Annotated in this window: 18 protein-coding genes; 10 read left to right on the forward strand and 8 right to left on the reverse strand. The window is 74.9% G+C overall.

Annotation, left to right across the window (positions count from 1 at the left end; all coding sequences use genetic code 11):
* Positions 1-32: 32 nt before the first annotated feature.
* The 5 genes from ACFY60_RS26000 to ACFY60_RS26020 form a co-directional block, all read right to left on the reverse strand.
* Positions 33-494: a roadblock/LC7 domain-containing protein gene (locus ACFY60_RS26000; RefSeq protein WP_388615766.1), complete on the reverse strand. Its 462-nt coding sequence runs from the start codon at positions 492-494 to the stop codon at positions 33-35.
* The gene (locus ACFY60_RS26005; protein ID WP_388616099.1) at positions 494-1,240 is read right to left on the reverse strand and encodes a transcriptional regulator; all 747 of its coding nucleotides are present in this window, start codon (positions 1,238-1,240) and stop codon (positions 494-496) included. The genes ACFY60_RS26000 and ACFY60_RS26005 overlap by 1 nt, the downstream gene beginning before the upstream one ends.
* 95 nt (positions 1,241-1,335) lie before the next feature.
* On the reverse strand, positions 1,336-1,764 hold the full coding sequence (locus tag ACFY60_RS26010; protein ID WP_388615764.1) for a hypothetical protein: 429 nt from the start codon (positions 1,762-1,764) through the stop codon (positions 1,336-1,338).
* Between the two features lie 397 nt (positions 1,765-2,161).
* Complete coding sequence (locus ACFY60_RS26015; protein WP_388615761.1) at positions 2,162-2,674, reverse strand: SRPBCC family protein; 513 nt, start codon at positions 2,672-2,674, stop codon at positions 2,162-2,164.
* On the reverse strand, positions 2,671-4,032 hold the full coding sequence (locus ACFY60_RS26020; RefSeq protein WP_388615758.1) for a diaminopimelate decarboxylase: 1,362 nt from the start codon (positions 4,030-4,032) through the stop codon (positions 2,671-2,673). Before ACFY60_RS26020 ends, ACFY60_RS26015 begins: the two co-directional genes overlap by 4 nt.
* Positions 4,033-4,146: 114 nt before the next feature.
* On the opposite strand from ACFY60_RS26020, the gene hutU reads away from it, so the two are divergent.
* Genes hutU through hutI form a run of 4 tightly spaced genes read left to right on the forward strand, consistent with a single transcriptional unit; the run spans position 4,147 to position 9,657 of the window.
* Positions 4,147-5,835, forward strand: coding sequence for a urocanate hydratase (gene hutU / locus ACFY60_RS26025; protein WP_388615756.1), 1,689 nt, complete (start codon positions 4,147-4,149; stop codon positions 5,833-5,835).
* A 17-nt stretch (positions 5,836-5,852) separates the two neighbouring features.
* Positions 5,853-7,043, forward strand: coding sequence for an allantoate amidohydrolase (locus ACFY60_RS26030; RefSeq protein ID WP_388616097.1), 1,191 nt, complete (start codon positions 5,853-5,855; stop codon positions 7,041-7,043).
* A complete protein-coding gene (locus tag ACFY60_RS26035; protein ID WP_388615753.1) occupies positions 7,034-8,377 on the forward strand; it encodes a formimidoylglutamate deiminase in 1,344 nt (447 codons plus the stop codon). The genes ACFY60_RS26030 and ACFY60_RS26035 overlap by 10 nt, the downstream gene beginning before the upstream one ends.
* Before the next feature lie 17 nt (positions 8,378-8,394).
* A complete protein-coding gene (hutI, locus tag ACFY60_RS26040; RefSeq protein ID WP_388615750.1) occupies positions 8,395-9,657 on the forward strand; it encodes an imidazolonepropionase in 1,263 nt (420 codons plus the stop codon).
* 111 nt (positions 9,658-9,768) lie between these two features.
* Here the strand turns inward: hutI and ACFY60_RS26045 are convergent, their stop codons facing one another.
* Entirely contained in the window at positions 9,769-10,203 is a 435-nt protein-coding gene (locus tag ACFY60_RS26045; RefSeq protein WP_388615747.1) for a hypothetical protein, read from the reverse strand.
* A 365-nt stretch (positions 10,204-10,568) separates the two neighbouring features.
* Between ACFY60_RS26045 and ACFY60_RS26050 the strand changes: the two genes are divergently transcribed.
* The 6 genes from ACFY60_RS26050 (at position 10,569) to ACFY60_RS26075 (ending at position 17,338) form a co-directional block, all read left to right on the forward strand.
* Positions 10,569-11,660 (forward strand): GNAT family N-acetyltransferase, encoded by a 1,092-nt coding sequence (locus tag ACFY60_RS26050; protein WP_388615744.1) that lies wholly within the window; start codon positions 10,569-10,571, stop codon positions 11,658-11,660.
* Positions 11,661-11,718: 58 nt separating this feature from the next.
* Positions 11,719-13,011: a glycosyltransferase gene (locus ACFY60_RS26055; protein WP_388615741.1), complete on the forward strand. Its 1,293-nt coding sequence runs from the start codon at positions 11,719-11,721 to the stop codon at positions 13,009-13,011.
* Positions 13,008-13,817, forward strand: a complete 810-nt coding sequence (locus ACFY60_RS26060; RefSeq protein ID WP_388615738.1) for a polysaccharide deacetylase family protein — start codon at positions 13,008-13,010, stop codon at positions 13,815-13,817. The genes ACFY60_RS26055 and ACFY60_RS26060 overlap by 4 nt, the downstream gene beginning before the upstream one ends.
* A 145-nt stretch (positions 13,818-13,962) precedes the next feature.
* Positions 13,963-15,861, forward strand: coding sequence for a hypothetical protein (locus ACFY60_RS26065; RefSeq protein ID WP_388615735.1), 1,899 nt, complete (start codon positions 13,963-13,965; stop codon positions 15,859-15,861).
* On the forward strand, positions 15,858-16,280 hold the full coding sequence (locus ACFY60_RS26070) for a hypothetical protein (protein WP_388615732.1): 423 nt from the start codon (positions 15,858-15,860) through the stop codon (positions 16,278-16,280). Before ACFY60_RS26065 ends, ACFY60_RS26070 begins: the two co-directional genes overlap by 4 nt.
* Positions 16,277-17,338: a glycoside hydrolase family 26 protein gene (locus tag ACFY60_RS26075; RefSeq protein ID WP_388615729.1), complete on the forward strand. Its 1,062-nt coding sequence runs from the start codon at positions 16,277-16,279 to the stop codon at positions 17,336-17,338. The genes ACFY60_RS26070 and ACFY60_RS26075 overlap by 4 nt, the downstream gene beginning before the upstream one ends.
* A 15-nt stretch (positions 17,339-17,353) precedes the next feature.
* Here ACFY60_RS26075 and ACFY60_RS26080 read toward each other — a convergent pair whose 3' ends face one another.
* Positions 17,354-19,447: a lipopolysaccharide biosynthesis protein gene (locus tag ACFY60_RS26080; RefSeq protein ID WP_388615726.1), complete on the reverse strand. Its 2,094-nt coding sequence runs from the start codon at positions 19,445-19,447 to the stop codon at positions 17,354-17,356.
* Positions 19,444-20,631, reverse strand: a complete 1,188-nt coding sequence (locus ACFY60_RS26085; protein WP_388615723.1) for a DegT/DnrJ/EryC1/StrS family aminotransferase — start codon at positions 20,629-20,631, stop codon at positions 19,444-19,446. The genes ACFY60_RS26080 and ACFY60_RS26085 overlap by 4 nt, the downstream gene beginning before the upstream one ends.
* Positions 20,632-20,677: the final 46 nt, after the last annotated feature.

The raw sequence follows: 20,677 nt of genomic DNA on the forward strand, positions 1-20,677 counted from the left end.
TTCCTGATGTGAGGGGACGGGGTCGGGATCGGTTACGGGATACGGGGTGGGGCGCCGGGTCGGTCCGGGGCGCCGCGCTCCAGGGCGCCGTCGACGAGTTCTCCTATGCGGGCGCTCGACCGGCGGGCCTCCAGGTGGAGCCGCCCCACGTTGACGCGGGGCTCCGCGAGGAGGGTGAGGACCGCCGAGCCGCCCGCCGCGTACGTCGCCACGTAGCCGTGGTCGCCGCGGACGAGCAGTTCGCGGAAGGCGCCCTGGCCCGTGGAGTCGGTCAGCCGGCGGCCGACGCCGAGGGCCGCCGCCGTCAGCGCGGCCACGCTCTCCGCCTCGCCGTCCACCGTGTCGGAGGCGAGGACGAGGCCGTCCGCGCTGGCCGCCAGCGCCCCGGTGAGCTGGGGCAGCCGGGCCCGCAGCCGTCTGAGTTCCACGAGGACCTCGGCTTCTGCCGTCATGAGCTGTCTCCTCTCGGCGCGCAGGCGCAGGGCACGCCTCATCACTGGTGTGCCTCCAGGGCGTCACGGAGCCGGCGCAGCAGAGCGATGTCGGGATCGGCCACCGGCGGCAGGGGTGCCGGGGAGGCCGGGGGCGGGGAGTGGGGGGTGGTGGCCGCGGGAGGTGTCTCGACGAATCCGGCCGCGGCCAGGCGCCGTACGTCGAGCAGGGTGTGGAAGGCGGGGCGGCCGAGCAGCCGGGCGAGCTCGGCGGGGGTGCGGCGGCCGTCGGCGGCGTCGAGCAGCGCGCGCTTGCGGGCGCCGACCGCCCGGCCCTCCGGAGCGGGCCGGGGGACGACCGGGGCGGTGTCGACGGAGGCGTACGGCCAGGCGGTCGCGAGGAGTTCGCGGCGGCGGGCGGTCTCGTGCTCGACGGCCGCCGCCGGGACCGGCCGGACGGTGCCGAACCAGTGGCCGACCCCGTACCGGAAGCGGGTCGGCCCGCTCGTGGGGGAGAGGGCGAAGAAGGCGGCGTCGAAGACGGCGCAGAGGTGGCATATCTCCAGTTCGCCGCGGGGCAGCCGGCCGCTGTCCATGAGGAAGCGGCCCACCGCGCGGTGGGCGCCGGCCCGGTCGACGGCCTCGTCCCAGCTCGCGCGCGGGAGGCGGCCGCCGGCGGTGAGGAGGACGTCGATGCCGGGGGCGGCGGGGCTCTCGGCGTGGACGACGTCGCCGTCGACCAGGTAGAGCGTGCCGTGGTCACGCAGGAGGGCGCCCGTGGCGCCCTCGGCGGCGAGCCGGACGAGCATGGGGGAGACCGGCGGCGGGGGCGCCGCGGGCCCGGGGACCGTCTCGGAGGACGTCCCGGGGGCGGCGGGGGGTGGTGGGGCCGTCACGGCGGGCGTCACCCCAGGACCAGTCTCTCGGCGAGATCGCGGAGACGGAGGCGGGCGAGGGCGAGGTTTCCGGTGTCGCGGTCGAGCCAGAGGTGGAGGAGGACGCTGCTGTCGAAGGAGGTCTCGACGAAGCGGAGCACGTGGTAGCCGGCCCGGGTGGTGACGATCAGGTCCTCGACGGGCGGGCCGTCCGGCGTCCCGGGTGTCCCCGGCGGGCCGGCGGGGGCCGGCCCGGTGGTGTCCGGCGCCGTGAAGGTGTCGAACTCGGCCGCGGCCCGGGCCAGTTCCGCCGTCTCGGCGGCCGAGGTCTCGTGGTCGCCGGCCGGTGCGGCCCCGGCCGTCCCGAGCGCGAGCCCGCTGGTCCAGTCGACGAGGGCGGCGCCGCGGGCGCCCGGCAGGGACATGGCCTCCTGAAGGCACTCGTCGATTCCGGGCACGCGGATTCCCCTCCCGATGCGGCGCGCGAACGTACGGCAGTGACGGTGACGTTACTGAACGTTCCGGGGCGCGGGAGCCGTTCCGGCATTTTCCATCGGAACATGCCCGGTGGGGTGGGAAAGGTTGGCGTGAAAGCGTCGCCCGGGGTGGCGCGTTGCGGCCGGTGCGGGGGCGTTCGCGCGCGGGCGCGGGCGGCCGGGTCGGGGAAACGCGGGCCTCACGGGCACGGCCCCGCCCGGATGTCCGCCCCTCGGAGGCCGCCGTGAGTCCGTCAGGTAGGGGCTCGGCACGGGCACCCGGCGGTGGGGCGCACGGCCCCCACGGCCCGTACGGCCGGCTCCCCGGGCGTCTGCGCCTCGGTCCCGCCCGCCCCTCCGGCGGCCGTCCGCCCCTCCCTCAGACCCGGGACTCCACCGTCGCCGCGATGTCCGACAGGTCCTTCGCCAGGGCCCTGGCCACCGCCCGGGTCCCCAGGCGGGTGAACAGCCGGGACAGCGGGCCCGGGGCGCGGCCGTCGGCGCGGCGGGCGGAGAAGGTCATCCGCAGCACGGTCGCCGGAGGCCCGGAGCCCGCACCCGCCGCGGGGCCGGTCCCGGCGGCCGGGTGGAGGGTGATCTCGGAGACGTACCGCATGCCGTGGGACTCCGCGAGCGTCACGTACCGGTCGGGCGGTTCGCACGCCGTCACGGTCATCTCCTCCGTCGCCTCCCTGCCCAGCATTCGCCGGGTCTCGCGCCACCGGGTGCCCTCGCCGAAGACGCCGTCGGTGAGGACCTCGACGCGGGTGACGGCGGAGAGCATCCGGGGCAGGTCCGGGAGGTCGGTGATCGCCTCCCAGACCCGCCCCGGCGAGGCGGCGACCCGGCGTTCCACGACGACGGTGGTGGTGTCCTTGTCCGCTGCGGTCATGGGTCCATGGAAGCCGGGCCGCCGGGGCCGCGCCATCGCACGAGCGCGTCGGCGTGGGCCCCGCCCGACTCGGCGACGATCTCGGCCAGGGTCTGCGGTGCGCGGACGGTCGTGAACGTCACCGTCCCGTCGCCGTCGGCGGTGAAGCCGTGGATGCCGGGCCGCGGCAGGCTGTTGTAGGCGTAGTGGTGGGCGAAGTAGTACGCGCCGGTGTCCGGGACGGCCACGATGTCGCCCGGCCGCAGCAGCGGGAGCGCCCGGCCGGTGGCGAGCAGGTCGCCGGCGAAGCAGGCGGGCCCGGCGACGTCCTGGACGACGGCCGCGCCGTCGCGGGGGCGGCCCTCGGCGTCGTAGGCGAGGACGCGCAGCGGCCAGGAGGCGGGGGCGTAGACCGTGCGGGTGGCGAGCTGGACGCCCGCGTGGGTGACGGCGATGGGCCGCCCGCCGGAGGTCTTGGTGTACTCCACGCGGGCGAGGATCGTGCCGTGCTTGGCGAGCAGGGAGCGGCCGAACTCGGTGACCAGGCCGTACCGCCCGTCGAAGAGGCCGGGGACGGTGTCCGCGAGGAGCCGGGCGTAGGCGGCGTAGGTCGGGTTCTCCTCGTCGGAGGTGAAGTCGACCGGCAGGCCGCCGCCGATGTCGAGGGTGTCGATCCGCTGCCGGCCGGCCCGCTCGTTGATCTCCTCGGCGAGGGCGTGGACCTCGCGGACGGCCTCGGCCATGAGGGCGAGCGGGACGCCCTGGGAGCCGGTGTGGGTGTGCAGGCGGGTGAGCCAGGGGCGGTCGAGGAAGGCCCGGACGACGGCCTCGCGGGCGCCTTCGTCACGCAGGGCCACACCGAACTTGGAGGTGGCGGTGGCGGTCGAGAGCGCTTCGATGGTACCGGCTCCGACCTGCGGGTTCACCCGCAGGCCGAGGGGTGAGGTGGTGGGCGCGGAGGTGACGAGCGCGTCGAGGCGGGCCAGCTCCTGGAGGTTGTCGGCGTTGACGGCGATGCCGAGCGCGAGGGCTTCGCGCAGCTCGGCGGGGGTCTTCGCGGGGGAGTCGAGCACGGTGCGGGTGGGCGGGACGCCGGCGGCGCGGGCGAGGGCGAGCTCACCGGGGCTGGCGACCTCGGCGCCGAGCCCGGCCGTGTGGAGCAGCCGCAGCACGGCGACGAGCGGGGCGGCCTTCACGGCGAAGGCGTGCAGGACGGGCGCGTCGGTGACGGCGGCGAAGGCGCTGGTCAGGGCGGCGGCGGAGGCGCGGATGCCGGCGGTGTCGAGGAGGGCGACGACCGGGCGGTCGGGGGTGAGGAGTCCGTGGGCGACGGCGGCCCGTACGGCGTGATCGCGGCGGAGGGAGGCCATGGCGACCATCCTGGCCGGTCTTCCGGAGCGGTGTCAGGGGGACAGTGGGGCGGGCCCTGTTGACTACATCTATTCATCACGTCAGGATGTGAATATCTGGTCGACATTCGAGGAGGCATCGCCATGTCAGGACCCCGCCCCGTACGGGCCCCGCGCGGTACGGAACTGAGTGCCCTGGGATGGCAGCAGGAAGCCGCCCTCCGCATGCTCCAGAACAACCTCGACCCCGAGGTCGCCGAGCACCCCGACAAGCTCGTCGTCTACGGCGGCACCGGCAAGGCCGCCCGCGACTGGCGCTCCTTCGACGCCATGGTCCGCACCCTGCGCACGCTGAAGCAGGACGAGACCATGCTCGTCCAGTCCGGCCGCCCGGTCGGCGTCATGCAGACCCACGAGTGGGCCCCGCGCGTCCTCATCGCCAACTCCAACCTCGTCGGCGACTGGGCCAACTGGGAGGAGTTCCGGCGCCTGGAGCAGCTCGGCCTCACCATGTACGGCCAGATGACCGCCGGCTCCTGGATCTACATCGGCACCCAGGGCATCCTCCAGGGCACGTACGAGACCTTCGCCGCCGTCGCCGCGAAGAAGTTCGGCGGCACCCTCGCCGGAACCATCACCCTCACCGCCGGTCTCGGCGGCATGGGCGGCGCCCAGCCGCTCGCCGTCACCATGAACGACGGCGTCGCGATCTGCGTCGACTGCGACCCGCGCGCCATCGAGCGCCGCATCGAGCACCGCTACCTGGACGTGAAGGCCGACAACCTCGCCCACGCCCTCCAGCTCGCCACCGAGGCCCGCGACGCCCGCCGCCCGCTCTCCATCGGCCTCCTCGGCAACGCCGCCGAGCTGCTCCCGCAGATGCTCGCCGAGGGCGCCCCCGTCGACATCGTGACGGACCAGACCTCCGCCCACGACCCGCTCTCCTACCTGCCCGTCGGCATCGCCTTCGAGGACATGGCCGACGCCGCCGCCAAGGACCCGGCCGGCTTCACCAGCCGTGCCCGCGAGTCCATGGCCCGGCACGTCGAGGCCATGGTCGGCTTCATGGACGCCGGCGCCGAGGTCTTCGACTACGGCAACTCCATCCGCGGTGAGGCCCAGCTCGCCGGCTACGACCGGGCCTTCGCCTTCCCCGGCTTCGTCCCCGCCTACATCCGCCCGCTGTTCTGCGAGGGCAAGGGCCCCTTCCGGTGGGCCGCCCTGTCCGGCGAGGCCTCCGACATCGCCAGGACGGACAAGGCGATCCTCGACCTCTTCCCGGAGAACGAGTCCCTCCACCGCTGGATCAAGATGGCCGGCGAGCGCGTCCACTTCCAGGGCCTGCCCGCCCGCATCTGCTGGCTCGGCCACGGCGAGCGCGACCGCGCCGGCGAGCGCTTCAACGACATGGTCGCGAGCGGCGAACTGGCCGCCCCCCTCGCCATCGGCCGCGACCACCTCGACTGCGGCTCCGTCGCCTCCCCGTACCGCGAGACCGAGGCCATGCTCGACGGCTCCGACGCCATCGCCGACTGGCCGCTGCTCAACGCCATGGTCAACGTCGCCTCCGGTGCCTCCTGGGTCTCCCTCCACCACGGCGGCGGCGTCGGCATGGGCCGCTCCATCCACGCCGGCCAGGTCACCGTCGCCGACGGCACCCCCCTGGCGGGCGAGAAGATCCGCCGCGTCCTCACCAACGACCCCGGCATGGGCGTCATCCGGCACGTCGACGCCGGGTACGACATCGCGGAGCGGGTCGCGGACGAGAGGGGCGTCCGCGTCCCCATGCGCGAGGGCGACTCCGCCACCGGCACCGCGGAAGGCACGGCGTGAGCGAGAGCTTCCACGCCATGTGGCGGTCGCTGCGGCCCCTCGGCCGCAGCGCCGCCTCGGGCGGCTACCGCCGCTACGCCTGGACCGAGGCCGACGCCGACTGCCGCCTCTGGTTCCGGATGCAGGCCGAGGCCCGCCGCCTGAACTACGAGGTCGACCGGAACGGCAACCAGTGGGCCTGGCTCGGCGACCCCGCCGCCGGCGACGCCGTCGTCACCGGCTCCCACCTGGACTCCGTCCCCGACGGCGGCGCCTTCGACGGCCCCCTCGGCGTCGTCTCCTCCTTCGCCGCCCTCGACGAACTCCGCTTCCGCGGCGTCTCCTTCCGGCGGCCCCTGGCCATCGTCAACTTCGGCGACGAGGAGGGCGCCCGCTTCGGCCTCGCCTGCGTCGGCTCCCGCCTCACCGCCGGCCACCTGACGAAGGAACAGGCGTACGAGCTGCGCGACGCCGACGGCATCAGCCTCCCGCAGGCCATGGAGGCCGCCGGACACGACCCCGAGGCGATCGGCCCCGACCCGGAACGGCTCGGCCGCATCGGCGCCTTCGTCGAGCTCCACGTCGAGCAGGGCCGCGCCCTCGACCTGTCCGGCGACGCCGTCGGCATCGCCTCCGCCATCTGGCCGCACGGCCGGTGGCGGTACGACTTCGCCGGCGAGGCCAACCACGCGGGCACCACCCGGCTCGTCGACCGGCGCGACCCCATGCTCACCTACGCCGAGACCGTCCTCGCCGCCCGCCGCGAGGCCGAACTCGCCGGAGCCGTGGCCACCTTCGGCAAGATCGCCGTCGAACCCAACGGCGTCAACGCCATCCCCTCCCTCGTCCGTGGCTGGCTCGACGCCCGCGCCGCCGACCAGGCCTCCCTGGACGCCGTCACCGCCGGCATCGAGACCGCCGCCCGCGCCTACGCGGACCGGCACGGCATCGACCTCGCCGTCGTCCGGGAGTCCTTCACCCCCGTCGTGGACTTCTCGCACGCCCTTCGCGACGAACTGTCCCGCGTGCTCGGCGAGAAGACGCCCGTCCTCGGCACCGGCGCCGGCCACGACGCGGGGATTCTGTCCGCATCGATCCCCACCGCCATGCTGTTCGTACGGAACCCCACCGGCGTCTCGCACTCACCGGCCGAGTTCGCCGCCGAGGACGACTGCGTGGCCGGGGTCCGCGCCCTCGCCGACGTACTGGAGGACCTGGCGTGCCGCTGACGACCACGTACTGGCTGGAGCACGCCTGGCTCGGCACCCACACCGAGCCGGGCGTGGCCCTGGACGTCACCGCGGACGGCCGCGTCGGTGCCGTCCGCACCGGCACCGAGACCCCGCCCCCCGGCGCGGTCGTGCTGCGCGGCTTCACCCTCCCCGGCCTCGCCAACGCCCACAGCCACGCCTTCCACCGCGCCCTGCGCGGCACCGTCCAGGTCGGCTCCGGCACGTTCTGGACCTGGCGCGAGGTCATGTACGCCGTCGCCCAGCGCCTCACCCCCGACTCCTACTTCGCCCTCGCCCGCGCCGTCTACGCCGAGATGGCGCTCGCCGGCATCACCTCCGTCGGCGAGTTCCACTACCTCCACCACGCGCCGGGCGGCACCCCCTACGCCGACCCCAACGCGATGGGCGAGGCCCTGATCGCCGCCGCCGCCGAGGCCGGCATCCGCATCACCCTCCTCGACACCGCCTACCTCTCCGCCGGCTTCGGCAAGGCCCCCGAACCGCACCAGCTCCGCTTCTCGGACGGCACGGCGGAGCGGTGGGCCGAGCGGGTGTCCGCCCTCAAGGACCGCGACGGCGTCCGCATCGGCGCGGCCGTCCACTCCGTACGGGCCGTCCCCGCCGACCAGCTCGCCACGGTCGCCCGCTGGGCGGAGGAACGGCGCACTCCCCTCCATGTGCACCTGTCCGAGCAGACCGCCGAGAACGAGGCCTGCCTCGCCGCCCACGGCCGCACCCCCACCCGGCTCCTCGCCGACCACGGCGTCCTCGGCCCGCGCACGACCGGCGTCCACAACACCCACATGACCGACGCCGACATCGCCCTCGTCGGCTCCACCGGCACCGGCACCTGCATGTGCCCGACCACCGAACGCGACCTCGCCGACGGCATCGGCCCGGCCGTCGCCCTCCAGCGCGCCGGCTCCCCCCTGTCGCTCGGCAGCGACAGCCACGCCGTGATCGACCTCCTGGAGGAGACGCGCGCCATGGAGCTGGACGAGCGCCTGCGCTCGCGCACCCGCGGCCACTGGACCGCCGCCGCCCTCCTCCGCGCCGCCACCGCCGACGGCCACGCCGCCCTCGGCTGGGACGGGGCCGGACGCCTGGAGCCCGGGGCGCTCGCCGACTTCACGACGATCGCCCTCGACTCGGTCAGGACAGCGGGGCCACCGCCGCGTCTGGCAGCCGAGACGGCGGTATTCGCAGCGTCGGCCGCGGACGTCCGGCACACGGTCGTGGGCGGCCGTCAGGTCGTCCGGGACGGGCAGCACGCGACCGTCCCCGACGTGCCCCAGGCCCTCGCGGACTCGATCGCCGCCCTGCGCGGCTGAAGGAGACACCCCTCACCATGAACACCGGCCCCGCGGCGACGAACAACCCGGCGGCGAGCTCGGCGCCCAGCAGCGCGAACAGCGCCGTGGCCACGACCGCCACCGCCATCGTCAACATCGCCAGCCTCGTCACCAACGATCCCTCCCTCGGTGATGGAACCCCCCTGGGCCTGATCCAGGACGCGGCCGTCGTCATCGACGGCGACCGCGTCGTCTGGGTCGGTGAATCCAGCAAAGCACCCGCCACTGACAACCGGGTCGACGCCGGCGGCCGGGCGGTGATCCCCGGCTTCGTCGACTCCCACTCGCACCTGGTCTTCGCCGGCGACCGCACCGCCGAGTTCAACGCCCGCATGTCCGGCCAGGCGTACGCGGCGGGCGGGATCCGCACGACGGTGGCCGCGACGCGGGCGGCGAGCGACGAGGCCCTGTCGGCGAACGTCGCCCGCTACCTGGGCGAAGCCCTCCGCCAGGGCACGACCACCATCGAGACGAAGTCCGGCTACGGACTCACCGTCGAGGACGAGGCCCGCGCCCTCCGCATCGCCGCCGAGCACACCGACGAGGTGACGTACCTCGGCGCGCACATCGTCTCCCCCGACCACGCCGACGACCCGGCGGCGTACGTGGCCCTCGTGACGGGCGAGATGCTGGACGCCTGCGCCCCGTACGCCCGCTGGATCGACGTCTTCTGCGAGAAGGGCGCCTTCGACGGCGACCAGGCCCGCGCCATCCTCACCGCCGGCAAGGCGAAGGGCCTCCACCCCCGCATCCACGCCAACCAGCTCTCGTACGGCCCCGGCGTCCAGCTCGCCGTGGAACTCGACGCGGCCAGCGCCGACCACTGCACCCACCTCACGGACGAGGACGTGGACGCCCTGGCGCACTCGTCGACGGTGGCGACCCTCCTCCCGGGCGCGGAGTTCTCCACCCGCGCCCCGTGGCCCGACGCCCGCCGCCTCCTGGACGCGGGCGTGACGGTGGCGCTCTCCACGGACTGCAACCCGGGCTCGTCCTTCACGTCCTCCGTCCCGTTCTGCATCGCACTCGCGGTACGGGACATGGGCATGACCCCCGACGAAGCGCTCTGGTCCGCCACGGCCGGCGGCGCGGCCGCCCTGCGCCGCACGGACGTGGGCCGCCTGACGCCCGGCGCCCGCGCGGACCTGTCCCTCCTGGACGCCCCGTCCCACGTCCACCTCGCGTACCGGCCGGGCGTGCCGCTGGTGACGGACGTCTGGCGCGCGGGCGTCCGGCAGTACACCGGAAACGGTCACTGACAGGACCGACGAGGGTCCCGGGAACGCGAGCGGGCCCGCCCCCCGAAACCTGTCGGGGGCGGGCCCGCGCGTTCGCTGGACCTGCCCGGCACACGCACCGGACGGCGGACGCTAGCTCGGCGACTCCGTGGCCGCCGGGCCGCCGCCGGACTTTCCGGCACCGGGAGCGTGGCCGAGGACCACGACCCAGGCGCCGTCGTGACGGGACATCTGCACGTAGGTGGCGAAGGGCTTGCCCGCCCGGTCCGTGGCGGCCACCTGGGCGCTCGCCACGTCGGGACCGAACTCGTGCGACACCTTCACGCTGTCGATCTCCAGCCCCTTGCCGCCGTCGGTGGCCACGGCCTCGCGGGCGTCCGCCTCCACCTCCTCGTAACCCGGGGGCCCCAGCTTCACGAGCGCCTCCACGTCACGGCTGTTCAGCGCCTGGACGTACGCCTCGGCGGTCTGCCGTTCCGTACGGCCCTGCGCGGCGGGTTCCTGGGCGCAGCCCAGCAGGAGCGCACAGCCGAGGACGGCCGGGATGTGAGACTTTCGAAGGTTCATGCGTCCCTCGTCGACGGATCAGGTCCGGTGGGCGTACCACCAGGCACGGGGGTACTGCGGGCGCGCTTCTTGGTATGCGTCGGATCTCTTCATCCGAGCCGACCGGCGATCGACGATCATGAACGCTAAGAGTGTCGGTGTGACTGCGCAAGGTGTTTGAGACGACGGCAGAAGTATTGCCGGCAAGCGGAATTGGCGATGTTCAAGGGGAAGGAGGTACTCCGCCTCGGGTGCTCGCGGAGCGGCACCTCTCCCGACTCGCCCCCCTCCGCGATCCGAAGGGCGAGTATGCCTGCCGGGGAGGGGCCCGGGCCGGTACCGTCCTGTCCTGGTAGTGCTCAGGGGTGGACCGGGGGGTCGGCAGGATGAGTGCCTTTCGTGTGCGGATCGTGCGGCCGGGGGAGCTGGGCGAGCGCGAGATCGAGGCGTGGCGGGAGCTGCGCGCCAAGTCCGGTGCGCCCGCGAATCCCTTCATGGAACCGGAGTTCACCCGCGCCGTCGGCGAGGTGCGGCCCCGTTCCCGGGTCGCCGTGTGGTGGGAGGGAGACGAACCGGTCGGCTTCTTCCCCTTCGAGAAAGGGCCGTTGGGGCAGGGCCGGGCCATCGGCTTCGGCGTCTCCGACAGCCAGGGCGCGGTTCTCCGTCCCGGACTGCGGCCGGGCGCACGCGCGGTGCTCCGCGCCTGCGGGATCGCGATGTGGGAGTTCGACAACCTGGAGGACGGCCAGCCCGTTTTCGCGGGTGCCGCGTCAGAGTCCTTCGCCTCGCCCGTGATCGACGTCGGCGAGGGGTACGCGGCCTACGAGGCGCTGCTGCGCGTCCGGTCGCCCAAGTTCCTCAGGACCACCCTCGCCAAGGAGCGCCGGCTCGCCCGCCGGGCCGACGGTGACGTGAGGTTCGTCTTCGACGAGCGCGATCCGGCGGCCCTGCCCACCCTCATGGAGTGGAAGTCCGCCCAGTACCGCAGGACCGGGCGCGGTGACCGCTTCGCCCAGGAGTGGATCAGCACCCTCGTCCGGCGCCTCCACGAGCAGCGCACGCCCGGCTGCTCCGGCGTCCTGTCCGTGCTGTACGTGGGCCGGCGGCCGATCGCCGCGCACTTCGGGCTCCGGTCCGCCACCGTGCTGTCCTGCTGGTTCCCCTCGTACGATCCCGCGTACGCGAAGTTCTCGCCCGGCCTCGTCCTGCACCTCCGGATGGCCGAGGCGGCCGCCGCCGCCGGGATCGGGATGCTCGACCTGGGGCGCGGCGACGCCGAGTACAAGGACGCCCTGAAGACCGGCGAGCTGACGGTGAGTGAGGGCGCCGTCTTCCTCCCCGGAGGGCGGGCCGCCCTGCACTGGCTGGGGCGCGAGCCCGCACGGCGTGCCCACAGCTTCGTCCGCAACCGTCCCGCCCTCGCCGCCCGGGCGAGATCCGCGCTCAACGGGATCGCCAGGCTGCGGGGCAACCGTTGACCGCGGTGACTGTCCCCGCCGTCCGTACCCCGTCGCCGTACTTCCCCGAGGGACCCCGTTGAGCAGCCGAACCGCCCCGCCCCCGCGTTCGCTCGCCGTCGCCGAGCTCGATCTCGACGCGCCCGACGGGAACGTCCTGTCGCTCCGGCCCGCGCCCGGCGGCCCGCCGCTCGCGAGCGGCGGTGACGTGTACGCGCTCGTACGGCTCCGGGGGCGGCCCGCCGCCACCGTCACCGGCACCGTGCCCGAGGGACAGGACGCCGCCGGGGTGCTCGCCGCGCTCGCCCGCGCACGGCTCGCGGCGGCCGGGCCCCGGAGCGACGCCGAGCGGCTCGCCGCCCGGTCGCGGTCGGTGCCCGAAGGCCCCCCGCCCCGTACCTCCGTGATCGTCGCCACCCGCGAACGGCCCCGCTCCCTCGCCCGCGCGCTCGACTCACTGCTCGCCCAGGACCACCCGGACCACGAACTGATCGTCGTCGACAACGCGCCCCGCACCACCGACACCCGCGACCTGGTCACCCAGGAGTACGCGGGCCGCGTCCGGTACGTCCGCGAGGACACCCCCGGGCTCGCCGTCGCCCACAACACCGGGGCCGCCGCCGCCGACGGGGACGTCCTCGCCTTCACCGACGACGACGTGATCGCCGATCCGCACTGGCTCACCGCCCTCACCGCACCGTTCACGGCCGACCCCGGCCTCGGCTGCGTCACCGGCCTCATCCTGCCCGCCCGGCTGAGCACCCCCGCCCAGATCCTCCTCGAAGCGCACGGCGGCTTCGCCAAGGGCTTCGCGCCCCGCCTGTACGACCCGGCCGCGCCGCCCGCCGACGAACCCCTCTTCCCCTTCACCGCCGGCAGCTTCGGCTCCGGCGCCAACATGGCCTTCCGCGCCACCGCCCTGCGGAGGGCCGGCGGCTTCGACCCGGCGACCGGCACCGGCACACCGGCGAAGGGCGGCGACGACCTGTACGCCTTCGTCGCCGTCCTCACCGCCGGCTTCCGGCTCCGCTACACCCCCGAGGCCCTCGTCTGGCACCACCACCGCGAGACCTGGCAGGACCTGCGGAACCAGGCGTACGGCTACGGCGCCGGCCTCACCGCCTACCTCACCGCCACCCTCGTCCGCAGCCCCCGCCTGCTGCCCGCGCTCCTCGCCCGGCTCCCGCGCGGCCTCGCCCACGCCCGCGTGATGACCGCCTCGCGCGGCCAGACCTCCGGCGGCGGCGTCCCCGGCGAGCACGGCACCCACCACCACCCGTGGCCGCGCTCGCTCTCCCGAAGGGAGCGGCGCGGCATGCTCCACGGCCCCCTCGGCTACCTGGCGGCCCGCACACGCGGAGGCAAGCGATGAACGGAGCACCCGTCCACAGCCGCGTACCGGTCCTGCTCTACCACGCCGTGCGGGACGACCCGCCGGACTGGATCGCCGAATTCACCGTCACCCCGAGGGAGTTCGCGGCCCAGCTCGACGCGATCGTGGCCGCCGGGCGCACCGCCGTCACCGTCGGCACCCTCGTCGCGCACCTCACCACCGGCGCCCCGCTGCCGCCCCGCCCCGTCGTCCTCACCTTCGACGACGGCTTCGCCGACCTGGCGGGCCCCACCGCCGAGGCCCTCGCCTCCCGCGCGCTGCCCGCCACCGCCTACCTCACCACCGGGGCGATCACCCCCGGCCGCCCCTGCCTCCTGCCGCCCGCGCCGATGATGACCCTCGCGCAGGCCCCGCGCCTGGAGGAGTACGGCATGGAGGTCGGCGCCCACACCGTCACCCACCCGCAGCTCGACACCCTCACGCCGCACGCCCTGCGGCGCGAACTGCGCGAGGCCAAAGCCGTCCTGGAGGACGCCCTCGGCCACGAGGTGCGGCACCTCGCCTACCCGCACGGCTACAACAGCCCGGCCGTCCGCCGGGCCGCCGCGGCCGCCGGCTACACCTCGGCCGCCGCCGTCCGCCACGCCCTCAGCTCCCGGCGCGACGAGGTCTACCGCCTCGCCCGCCTCATCGTGCGCCGCACCCACACCGTCACCGACGTGGAGCAGTGGATGGAGGGCCGGGGCGCGCGAACCGCCCCGTACCCGGACTCCCTGCCCACCCTCGGCTGGCGGATGTACCGCAGGGCCCGCGCCCGGCTCAGAGGCCCCCGGTTCGCGGGCTGAGCGGCGGAGCACGCCGGGATCGTCACCGCCCGCCGGGCCGGCGGGAGGCGAGTGCAGGGATCGACCGACGTACGTTCCTCTGTCCGTCGCAGAGGATGGTGGGGGGAGAACCGCCGTGCAGCAGCACCACCAAGGGGTCGCACCGGTGCGAGCGGAGGACGCTCCCGCGCCCATCGCCCCGGCCCGCGGCACCGGAGCCGGCGGCATCCCGTCGCCGCGCCGCACCGGCATGCCCGATCCCACCTGGCTGCCCCCCACCCTCCTGGTGCTCGGCCTGGGCCTGTGGGCACTCGCCCTGCCCGGGATCGACTTCCGCACGATGGGCGCCTACGGCCTCCTGGACCGGCTGCCCCTCCTGTTCCACGCGGCCCTGCTCGTGCTCACCGCCGGTTTCCTGACGGCCCTGCGACGGGCCGGGACCTCGCCGGGCTGGCCCCTGGCCTACTGTGCCGGGCTGATCCTCGCGCTCAAGGGGCCGCCGGCCGTGCTGTACGACGCGGTGCGCTATCCCTGGGCCTCCAAGCACGACGCCGTCGTCAACACGCTGCTCGGGGCCGGGGAACTGCGCCCGTACGCCGCCCTGTCCGGGAACATGTCCGCGTACGACCAGTGGCCGGGCTTCTTCACCCTGAACGCCGCGCTCGTCCGCGCCTTCGGCGTCGAGAGCACCGCCGTCTACCTCAACTGGGCGCCGGTCGTCCTCGGCCTGATCGCCCTGCCGGTGCTCGTTCTGATCTACCGCACCTTCGCCGAGGACTGGCGCCTGGTGTGGACCGCGGTCTGGATCTTCCAGCTCGCCAACTGGGTCGGCCAGGACTATCTGGCGCCCCAGGGCCTCGCGTACATCCTGCACCTCACCGTGCTCGCGGTCGTGCTGCGTCACTTCGTACGTCCCGGCTCGGCGGGACGGCTCCGGGACCGGTCCTTCCTCGACCCGGCCGCCACCGCCGTGCCACCGCCCACGGGCCCGCGCCAGAGAGCGGTCTGCGTGGTGATCATCTCCCCGCTGATCTTCGCGATCAACGCCGCCCACCAGCTCACGCCGATCATGCTGTGCGCGGCGCTGTTCGCCCTCGGGCTCACCCGCCGGTACCGCAACTACGGTCTCCTGGCCGTCGCCGGACTGCTCATGCTGACCTGGAACCTCACCATGGGCCGCCCCCTGTTCCTGGAGACGCTCGGCACCCTTCGTGAGTCCCTCGGCCGGCTCACCGAGAACTCCCGTGCCGGATACGCCGGCCAGCTCACCGGCCCCGGACCCGAGCTGGCGGGCCGGGCCGGCATCGTCATGGCCCTCGCGGTCGTCGTGCTCGCCGGTGCGGCCGTCCTCCTCCGCCGCCGGCTGACCCGCAGCGCGCTGCCCCTGCTGCTCGTCTCGATCGCCCCCGTCCCGCTGTTCGCCGTCAACGACTACGGCGGCGAGATGCTGTTCCGGGTCTACCTCTTCGGGCTGCCGGGCGCCGCGTTCTTCGCCGCGGCGGCGCTGGTGCCCGCCGCCGCGGGGGCTCGCAGGACGCGCGGCGGGCGCTCCCTGCGGCGCGTCACGGCCGTCGCGCTGCCGGTGGTCCTCGTCGCCCTGATGGCGGGCTTCCTGCCCGCGTACTACGGCAAGGAGACGATGTACTACACCCCGCCCGCCGAGACGGAACTGGTCACCCGGGCCATCGACCAACTCCCCGAGGGCGGGCTGCTGCTGGCCACCGCCGGTTCCTTCCCCCAGGCGCTGCACCGCTACGACCAGGTCGAGCACTGGTTCTTCGCCGAGCAGGAGCGGCCCGCGAACGAGAAGATGCTCGTCGATCCGGCTCGTCACCTCGCCGAGGGGATCCCGCCCGGCACCAGGGCGCGGGTCGTCCTCACCCGCACCCAGGAGACGTACACGGCGAGTCAGGGCCTGTTGCCACCCGGCGGTTTCGCGCTGCTGCGCGAGCGCCTCAAGGCCTCGCCGGTCTTCACCACCGTCGAGGAACACCCGTACGGGATCGTCCTCGACTACACCCCGACCCCCGCCGGCACCCCGGCCACCTCAGGTGGTACACCGTGAACCCGACCCAGAACCGGACGAGAACCGTCGTCGCCGTCTCCGGATGGGTGGCCCTGGCGGCCACCCTGCTGCCCGGCGGCTCCCCGCTGCGCTGGCCGCCCGTGCTGCTGTTCGTCTGCCTCGGCCCCGGCCTCGCCCTGCTGCATCCGCAGCCGGGCGGGCTGCGGCCCGGGGCCCGTCTGGAGGCCTTCGCGCTGGCCGCGCCGATCAGCCTCTCCCTCGCCTCGCTCACCGCCACCCTCCTCTTCCTGGTCGAAGGGTTCTCCGTGTCCGCCTTCCTCGTCCCGCTCGCCGCGTTCACCACCGTCGTCGCGTTCCTGCCGGGTCTGCCGCTGCCCGCCGCCACGCGTGGCGCCGTCGAACCGGAAGGCCCGCGGGCCGTCCGGTTCCGCAAACGAGGCCCCGGTGCGAGCCGATGAGCAGGCAGTACGCCAGGGGAGGGGCGGCCGGACGGCTCGCGGTGGCGCTCGCGGCCGTCGGCGCGCTGACCGCCGGCATAGGGGTGTGGGCGGCCGTCGCCGAAGGGGACGACCGGTGCGCCGCCGACGCCCGGCTCGTCGCGCCCTGCGGGGCCTGGTGGGGGGCGTACATCCCGTACGACGCCCACAGTTCGCTCACCCGTCCGGTGCACGCCTTCGAGAAGAAGATCGGCCGCCGCCTCGACCTCGTCTACACGTACCACGACATGTCGGGCAACGAGCTCGACGGGACCCTCCTCACCCCCGACGAGCGGGCCCTCGGCCGGGACCGGATGCTGATGCTCGCCTGGGAGTCCACGGTGTGGAAGGAACCGCACCACGCCGGGTACACCGAGACTCAGCTCGGCTGGAAGAACATCGCCTCCGGGCAGTACGACGAGGCGATCCTCGACCCGCAGATCCGCCGCATCAAGGACTACGGCAAGCGGGTCTTCCTCTCCTTCGACCAGGAGGCCGACGCCCGGATCAAGGAGGGGGCCGGGACACCGGCCGAGTACGTCGCCGCCTACCGCCACCTCCACGACCGGTTCCAGCGGCTCGGTGCGGACAACGTCGTCTGGGTGTGGACGGTCTCCGGCTACCTCGGCAGCGCGGACACGATGAAGCGGCTCTACCCCGGCGACGCCTACGTCGACTGGATCGGCATGGACCAGTACAACTACCACCTGTGCCACGGCACGACGAAGTGGCTGGACTTCGACCGCAGCCAGCGCCCCGGTCACGACTGGCTGCGCGAGAACATCTCGGCCGACAAGCCCGTCATGCTCGCCGAGTTCTCCACCGCCCCCGACCCGGAACGGCCCGAGCGGCAGCGCGACTGGTACGCCGCCGTCCCGGGGGTCGCCCCGACGCTGCCGAAGGTGAAGGCGTACGTGCACTGGAACCGCGCCGTGCCCGGGCCGGGCTGTGATCTGACCGTCGATCAGGGGCCGGCCCTCGAGGGGTACCGGATCGCCGGCCAGGACCCGTACTTCAACCAGCCCGTGCCGCGGCGCTGACGGCCGCCGGCAGGCTCAGCGGCGGCCCCGGCCGCCGGTCAGCCCCCGTAGCGCGTACCCCGCCATCACCCCGCCCCCCAGCCCCAGCAGGACCGTCAGCGGCGCCGTCGCGAACGCCTGCTGTCCCGCCCAGCCGGCCCAGACCAGGACCCAGACGGCCCCGGCCGTGACGCGCGGGCCCGTGCCGAGGACGTGGAGCAGGGCGGCGGCGAGGAGGAGGCAGAGGGCCTGGGCCACGATCGGGGCCGCGGCGGCGGCCGGGCCGGTGCCGAGGAGGCCGGCGCCGGGGCCGCCGGCGTCCGCGGGGGGCAGGCCGAGCAGGGGCGGGGCGGTGTGCAGGGCGAGGAAGGTGGTGAGCAGCACCGCCGCGGTGAAGCCGGGCCTGAAGGGCCGCAGGGCGACGGCGGTGCCCTGGAGGGCGACGAGCAGCAGCCCGGCGGCGAGGGTCGCCGGCGGCAGGGCGGCGAGGAGGGCGGGTCCGGAGAGCCGGCCGGCCGTGAGGTCGCCGGCGGGGATCAGCGGGAGCCAGAAGAGCGCGGCGGCGGCGCCCAGGAGCGGCCACAGCAGCGGTGCGGCCCCAGGAGGGCGCCGGGGCGCGCGCCGCCGGGGAACGGCGGCCGGTTCCTCGTACCGCTCCCGGGGGACGAGGACGGGGATGCCGAACGCCGGCGTCACCGAGTCGTGCGCCCCGCGCAGATAGGCGCTCTCGCGCGCCCAGTTGGTGCCGTAGCCGTCCTCCGCGCGCTCCCTCACCCGTGCGGCGGCCTTCGGCCCCTCGGGCGCCGCCCGGCCCCGGAGCGTGGCCCGCAGGCCCGGTACGCACGCGAGGGCCGTCACCGTCATCCCGCCGAGGACGGCGTATCCGGCCCCGGCGATGCCGAAGGGCCCGAGGAGGACGGCCGCGCTGCCCAGCACCAGGACGCACATGCCGCCCTGCAGGGCGGCGAGCATGCCCGTGCGGCCCTGGACGCGCAGGACGCCGATGTACAGCTCGACGGCGACCCGGGGCAGCGCGGCGGCGGAGAGCAGGCGCAGCACGGTCGTGCCGTTCTCGGCGTACTCCGCGCCGAAGGGGGCGAGGATCAGCGGGGCGAGGACGACGAGGACGAGCACGACCGGGACGAGCAGCAGCGCCATGCGGCGCAGCGCGCCCCGCACCCCTTCGGCGAGGGACTCGGGGCTGTGCGAGGCGTGGGCGGTGAGGGAGGAGGCCATGTTGATGGCCATGAACTCCATCGTGCCGCCGACGGTGTAGGCCGTGTAGAAGAAGGCGTTGTGGGCGGAGTCGAAGCGGACGGCGACCATCATCGGCAGCAGGCTGATCATGAGGAGGCTGAAGACCGAGCCGACGGAGTCCCCGGCGAGGAACCGGCCGATCTCGCGCAGGGTGGGCGGCTCGCGGTCCCGGTCGGCGCGGGCCTGGCGGGGGATGAGCCGCCGGAAGACGAGCCAGCCGAGCGGCAGCACGGAGAGCGCGATCGCCGCCGACCAGGAGACGAAGACGCCGAGGACGGGCAGCCCGGCGGCGAGGACGACGAGCAGGATCAGTTTGCCGAGTGAGAAGACGGCGTTGCCGACGGGGACCCAGACGGCGCGTCTCAGACCGGTGAGGACCGCGTCCTGGAGGGTGAGCAGGGCCCAGCCGATGCTGGCGGCGGTGAAGAAGACGCCGGCGGAGAGCGTGCCGAGGGGGGCGTACGAGGGGCCCCACAGGTCCAGGGTGAGCAGGAAGACACCGGAGGCGATGCCGACGACCAGGGTGCTGACCAGGTACAGGCGTGCCACCAGCGGCCCGGTGGCGCGCCCGGCCCGGGGTACGTAGCGGACGACCGCGCCGGTCAGCGTCGTCGCGGTGAGCGAGGCGAGCATCCGCTGGGCGGCGATGGCGGCGGAGCCCTGCCCGACGGCCTCCTCGGTGTAGTGGCGGGCGGCCACCAGCCAGAAGCCGAGACCGAGGGCGGCGGAGACGCCGGTGGACAGCATGAGGGCGTACGCGTTGCGGAAGAGGGAGCTGTCGCCCGGCCCGTCCGCGGCGGGCTCCGGCGCGGCGCCCGTGGGCTTCCCGGCGGTGGGGCGGCCGGTGTCCGGCGTCCGTGTCGTCCCGGTCACCGCGCGCCGCCGGGGGCCGCGGCGGGGTGGGCGGGCCTGATCCCGGCGGTCCGCAGGGCCGTGAGGGTCCGGGCGGCGAGGCGCGGGTCCACGGGCAGGGCGTGCCGGGCGAACCGCGCGGCGGCGGCCGGGGCGGGGGAGGGGTCGGTGAAGGTGCCGCCCGCGTAGGTGTCGAGCGGCGGGTCGTACAGGTAGCCGACGGTGATCCGGTGCCGGGCGAGGGCGGCGACGGCCGCGTCCCGGTCCTCGACGAGCAGCGGCACCCGGAACAGCGGCTGGGCCGGGCCGCCGCCGGGCCCGTACTCGCTCTGAAGGAGGCGCGCGGTGCCCTCCCGGTGGGCGGCGAGGACCGTGTCGAGCCGGGCGAGCCTCGCCCGGGTGCGGCGCAGCCGGGCCGTGCCCGGGCGGAGGCGGTAGTCGTGCAGGTCGACCCGGATCCAGGGGTGGAACGGGTCCAGCGCGGGGGCGGCCGGCAGGGCCCGCGCCAGGGCGTCGGCGCGCAGCGGCATGCGGATCTCCTCGCGCTCCTCCAGGCCGAGGGCCCGCAGGGCGGCGCGGGCGGCGCCGGTGAGGCGCAGGTGCCGTACGGCGGCCTCCGCGCCGGGCCGCAGGAGGTAGGCGAGTTCGGATGCGGTACGGGCCGGGAGCAGCAGGGCGTCGCGGGCGCGGGTCAGGTCCGCGCGGAGCGAGGGGTCCGCGAGGGCGAGGAAGCCGCCGGTCCTGGCGCCGGTGTGCTTGGAGAGGCTGAAGACGGCGGCCTCGCCGTACGTGCCGACCGGGCGGCCGCCGGTGGTGGAGCCGATCGCGTGGGCGGCGTCCTCGATCAGCGGGATGCCGAGCCGGTCGCAGCGGGCCCGCAGCTCGGGAGCCGGGTCGGGGTTGCCGTACAGGTTGGTGGTGAGGACGGCGGACAGGCCCCGCCAGACGGACCCGGGGACGGCCGCCGGGTCGATCGAGCCGTCCCGGGGGTCGAGCGGCGCCTGCACCGGGCGCAGTCCGGCGGCGAGGACCACGAAGAGGATGACGTCGTCGTTGACCGGCGACATGAGGACCCGGCCGCCGGGCCGGCAGAAGTGGCGCAGGGCCAGATAGAGGCCGAGGCGGCAGGAGGGGACGTAGAGGCACTCCCGGCCCCCGAGCCGCCTCCGCATGTCCTCCTCGAGTTCCGCGTACGCAGAAACCATGTGATTCCCCCCTGGACCCCGGGCTCAATGTGGCCCCTTCCGGACG

The sequence above is a fragment of the Streptomyces sp. NPDC012827 genome (genome assembly GCF_042900905.1).
GTDB classification, from domain to species: domain Bacteria; phylum Actinomycetota; class Actinomycetes; order Streptomycetales; family Streptomycetaceae; genus Streptomyces; species Streptomyces gulbargensis.

Coding starts and splice junctions, on each gene's coding strand:
- ACFY60_RS26020 (WP_388615758.1), bottom strand. CDS start 4,032: ATGGTCGCCATGGCCTCCCTCCGCCGCGATCACGCCGTACGGGCCGCC.
- ACFY60_RS26000 (WP_388615766.1), bottom strand. CDS start 494: ATGAGGCGTGCCCTGCGCCTGCGCGCCGAGAGGAGACAGCTCATGACG.
- ACFY60_RS26005 (WP_388616099.1), bottom strand. CDS start 1,240: ATGCTCGTCCGGCTCGCCGCCGAGGGCGCCACGGGCGCCCTCCTGCGT.
- ACFY60_RS26050 (WP_388615744.1), top strand. CDS start 10,569: ATGAGTGCCTTTCGTGTGCGGATCGTGCGGCCGGGGGAGCTGGGCGAG.
- ACFY60_RS26085 (WP_388615723.1), bottom strand. CDS start 20,631: ATGGTTTCTGCGTACGCGGAACTCGAGGAGGACATGCGGAGGCGGCTC.
- ACFY60_RS26045 (WP_388615747.1), bottom strand. CDS start 10,203: ATGAACCTTCGAAAGTCTCACATCCCGGCCGTCCTCGGCTGTGCGCTC.
- hutI (WP_388615750.1), top strand. CDS start 8,395: ATGAACACCGGCCCCGCGGCGACGAACAACCCGGCGGCGAGCTCGGCG.
- ACFY60_RS26060 (WP_388615738.1), top strand. CDS start 13,008: ATGAACGGAGCACCCGTCCACAGCCGCGTACCGGTCCTGCTCTACCAC.
- ACFY60_RS26075 (WP_388615729.1), top strand. CDS start 16,277: ATGAGCAGGCAGTACGCCAGGGGAGGGGCGGCCGGACGGCTCGCGGTG.
- ACFY60_RS26015 (WP_388615761.1), bottom strand. CDS start 2,674: ATGACCGCAGCGGACAAGGACACCACCACCGTCGTCGTGGAACGCCGG.
- ACFY60_RS26030 (WP_388616097.1), top strand. CDS start 5,853: ATGTGGCGGTCGCTGCGGCCCCTCGGCCGCAGCGCCGCCTCGGGCGGC.
- hutU (WP_388615756.1), top strand. CDS start 4,147: ATGTCAGGACCCCGCCCCGTACGGGCCCCGCGCGGTACGGAACTGAGT.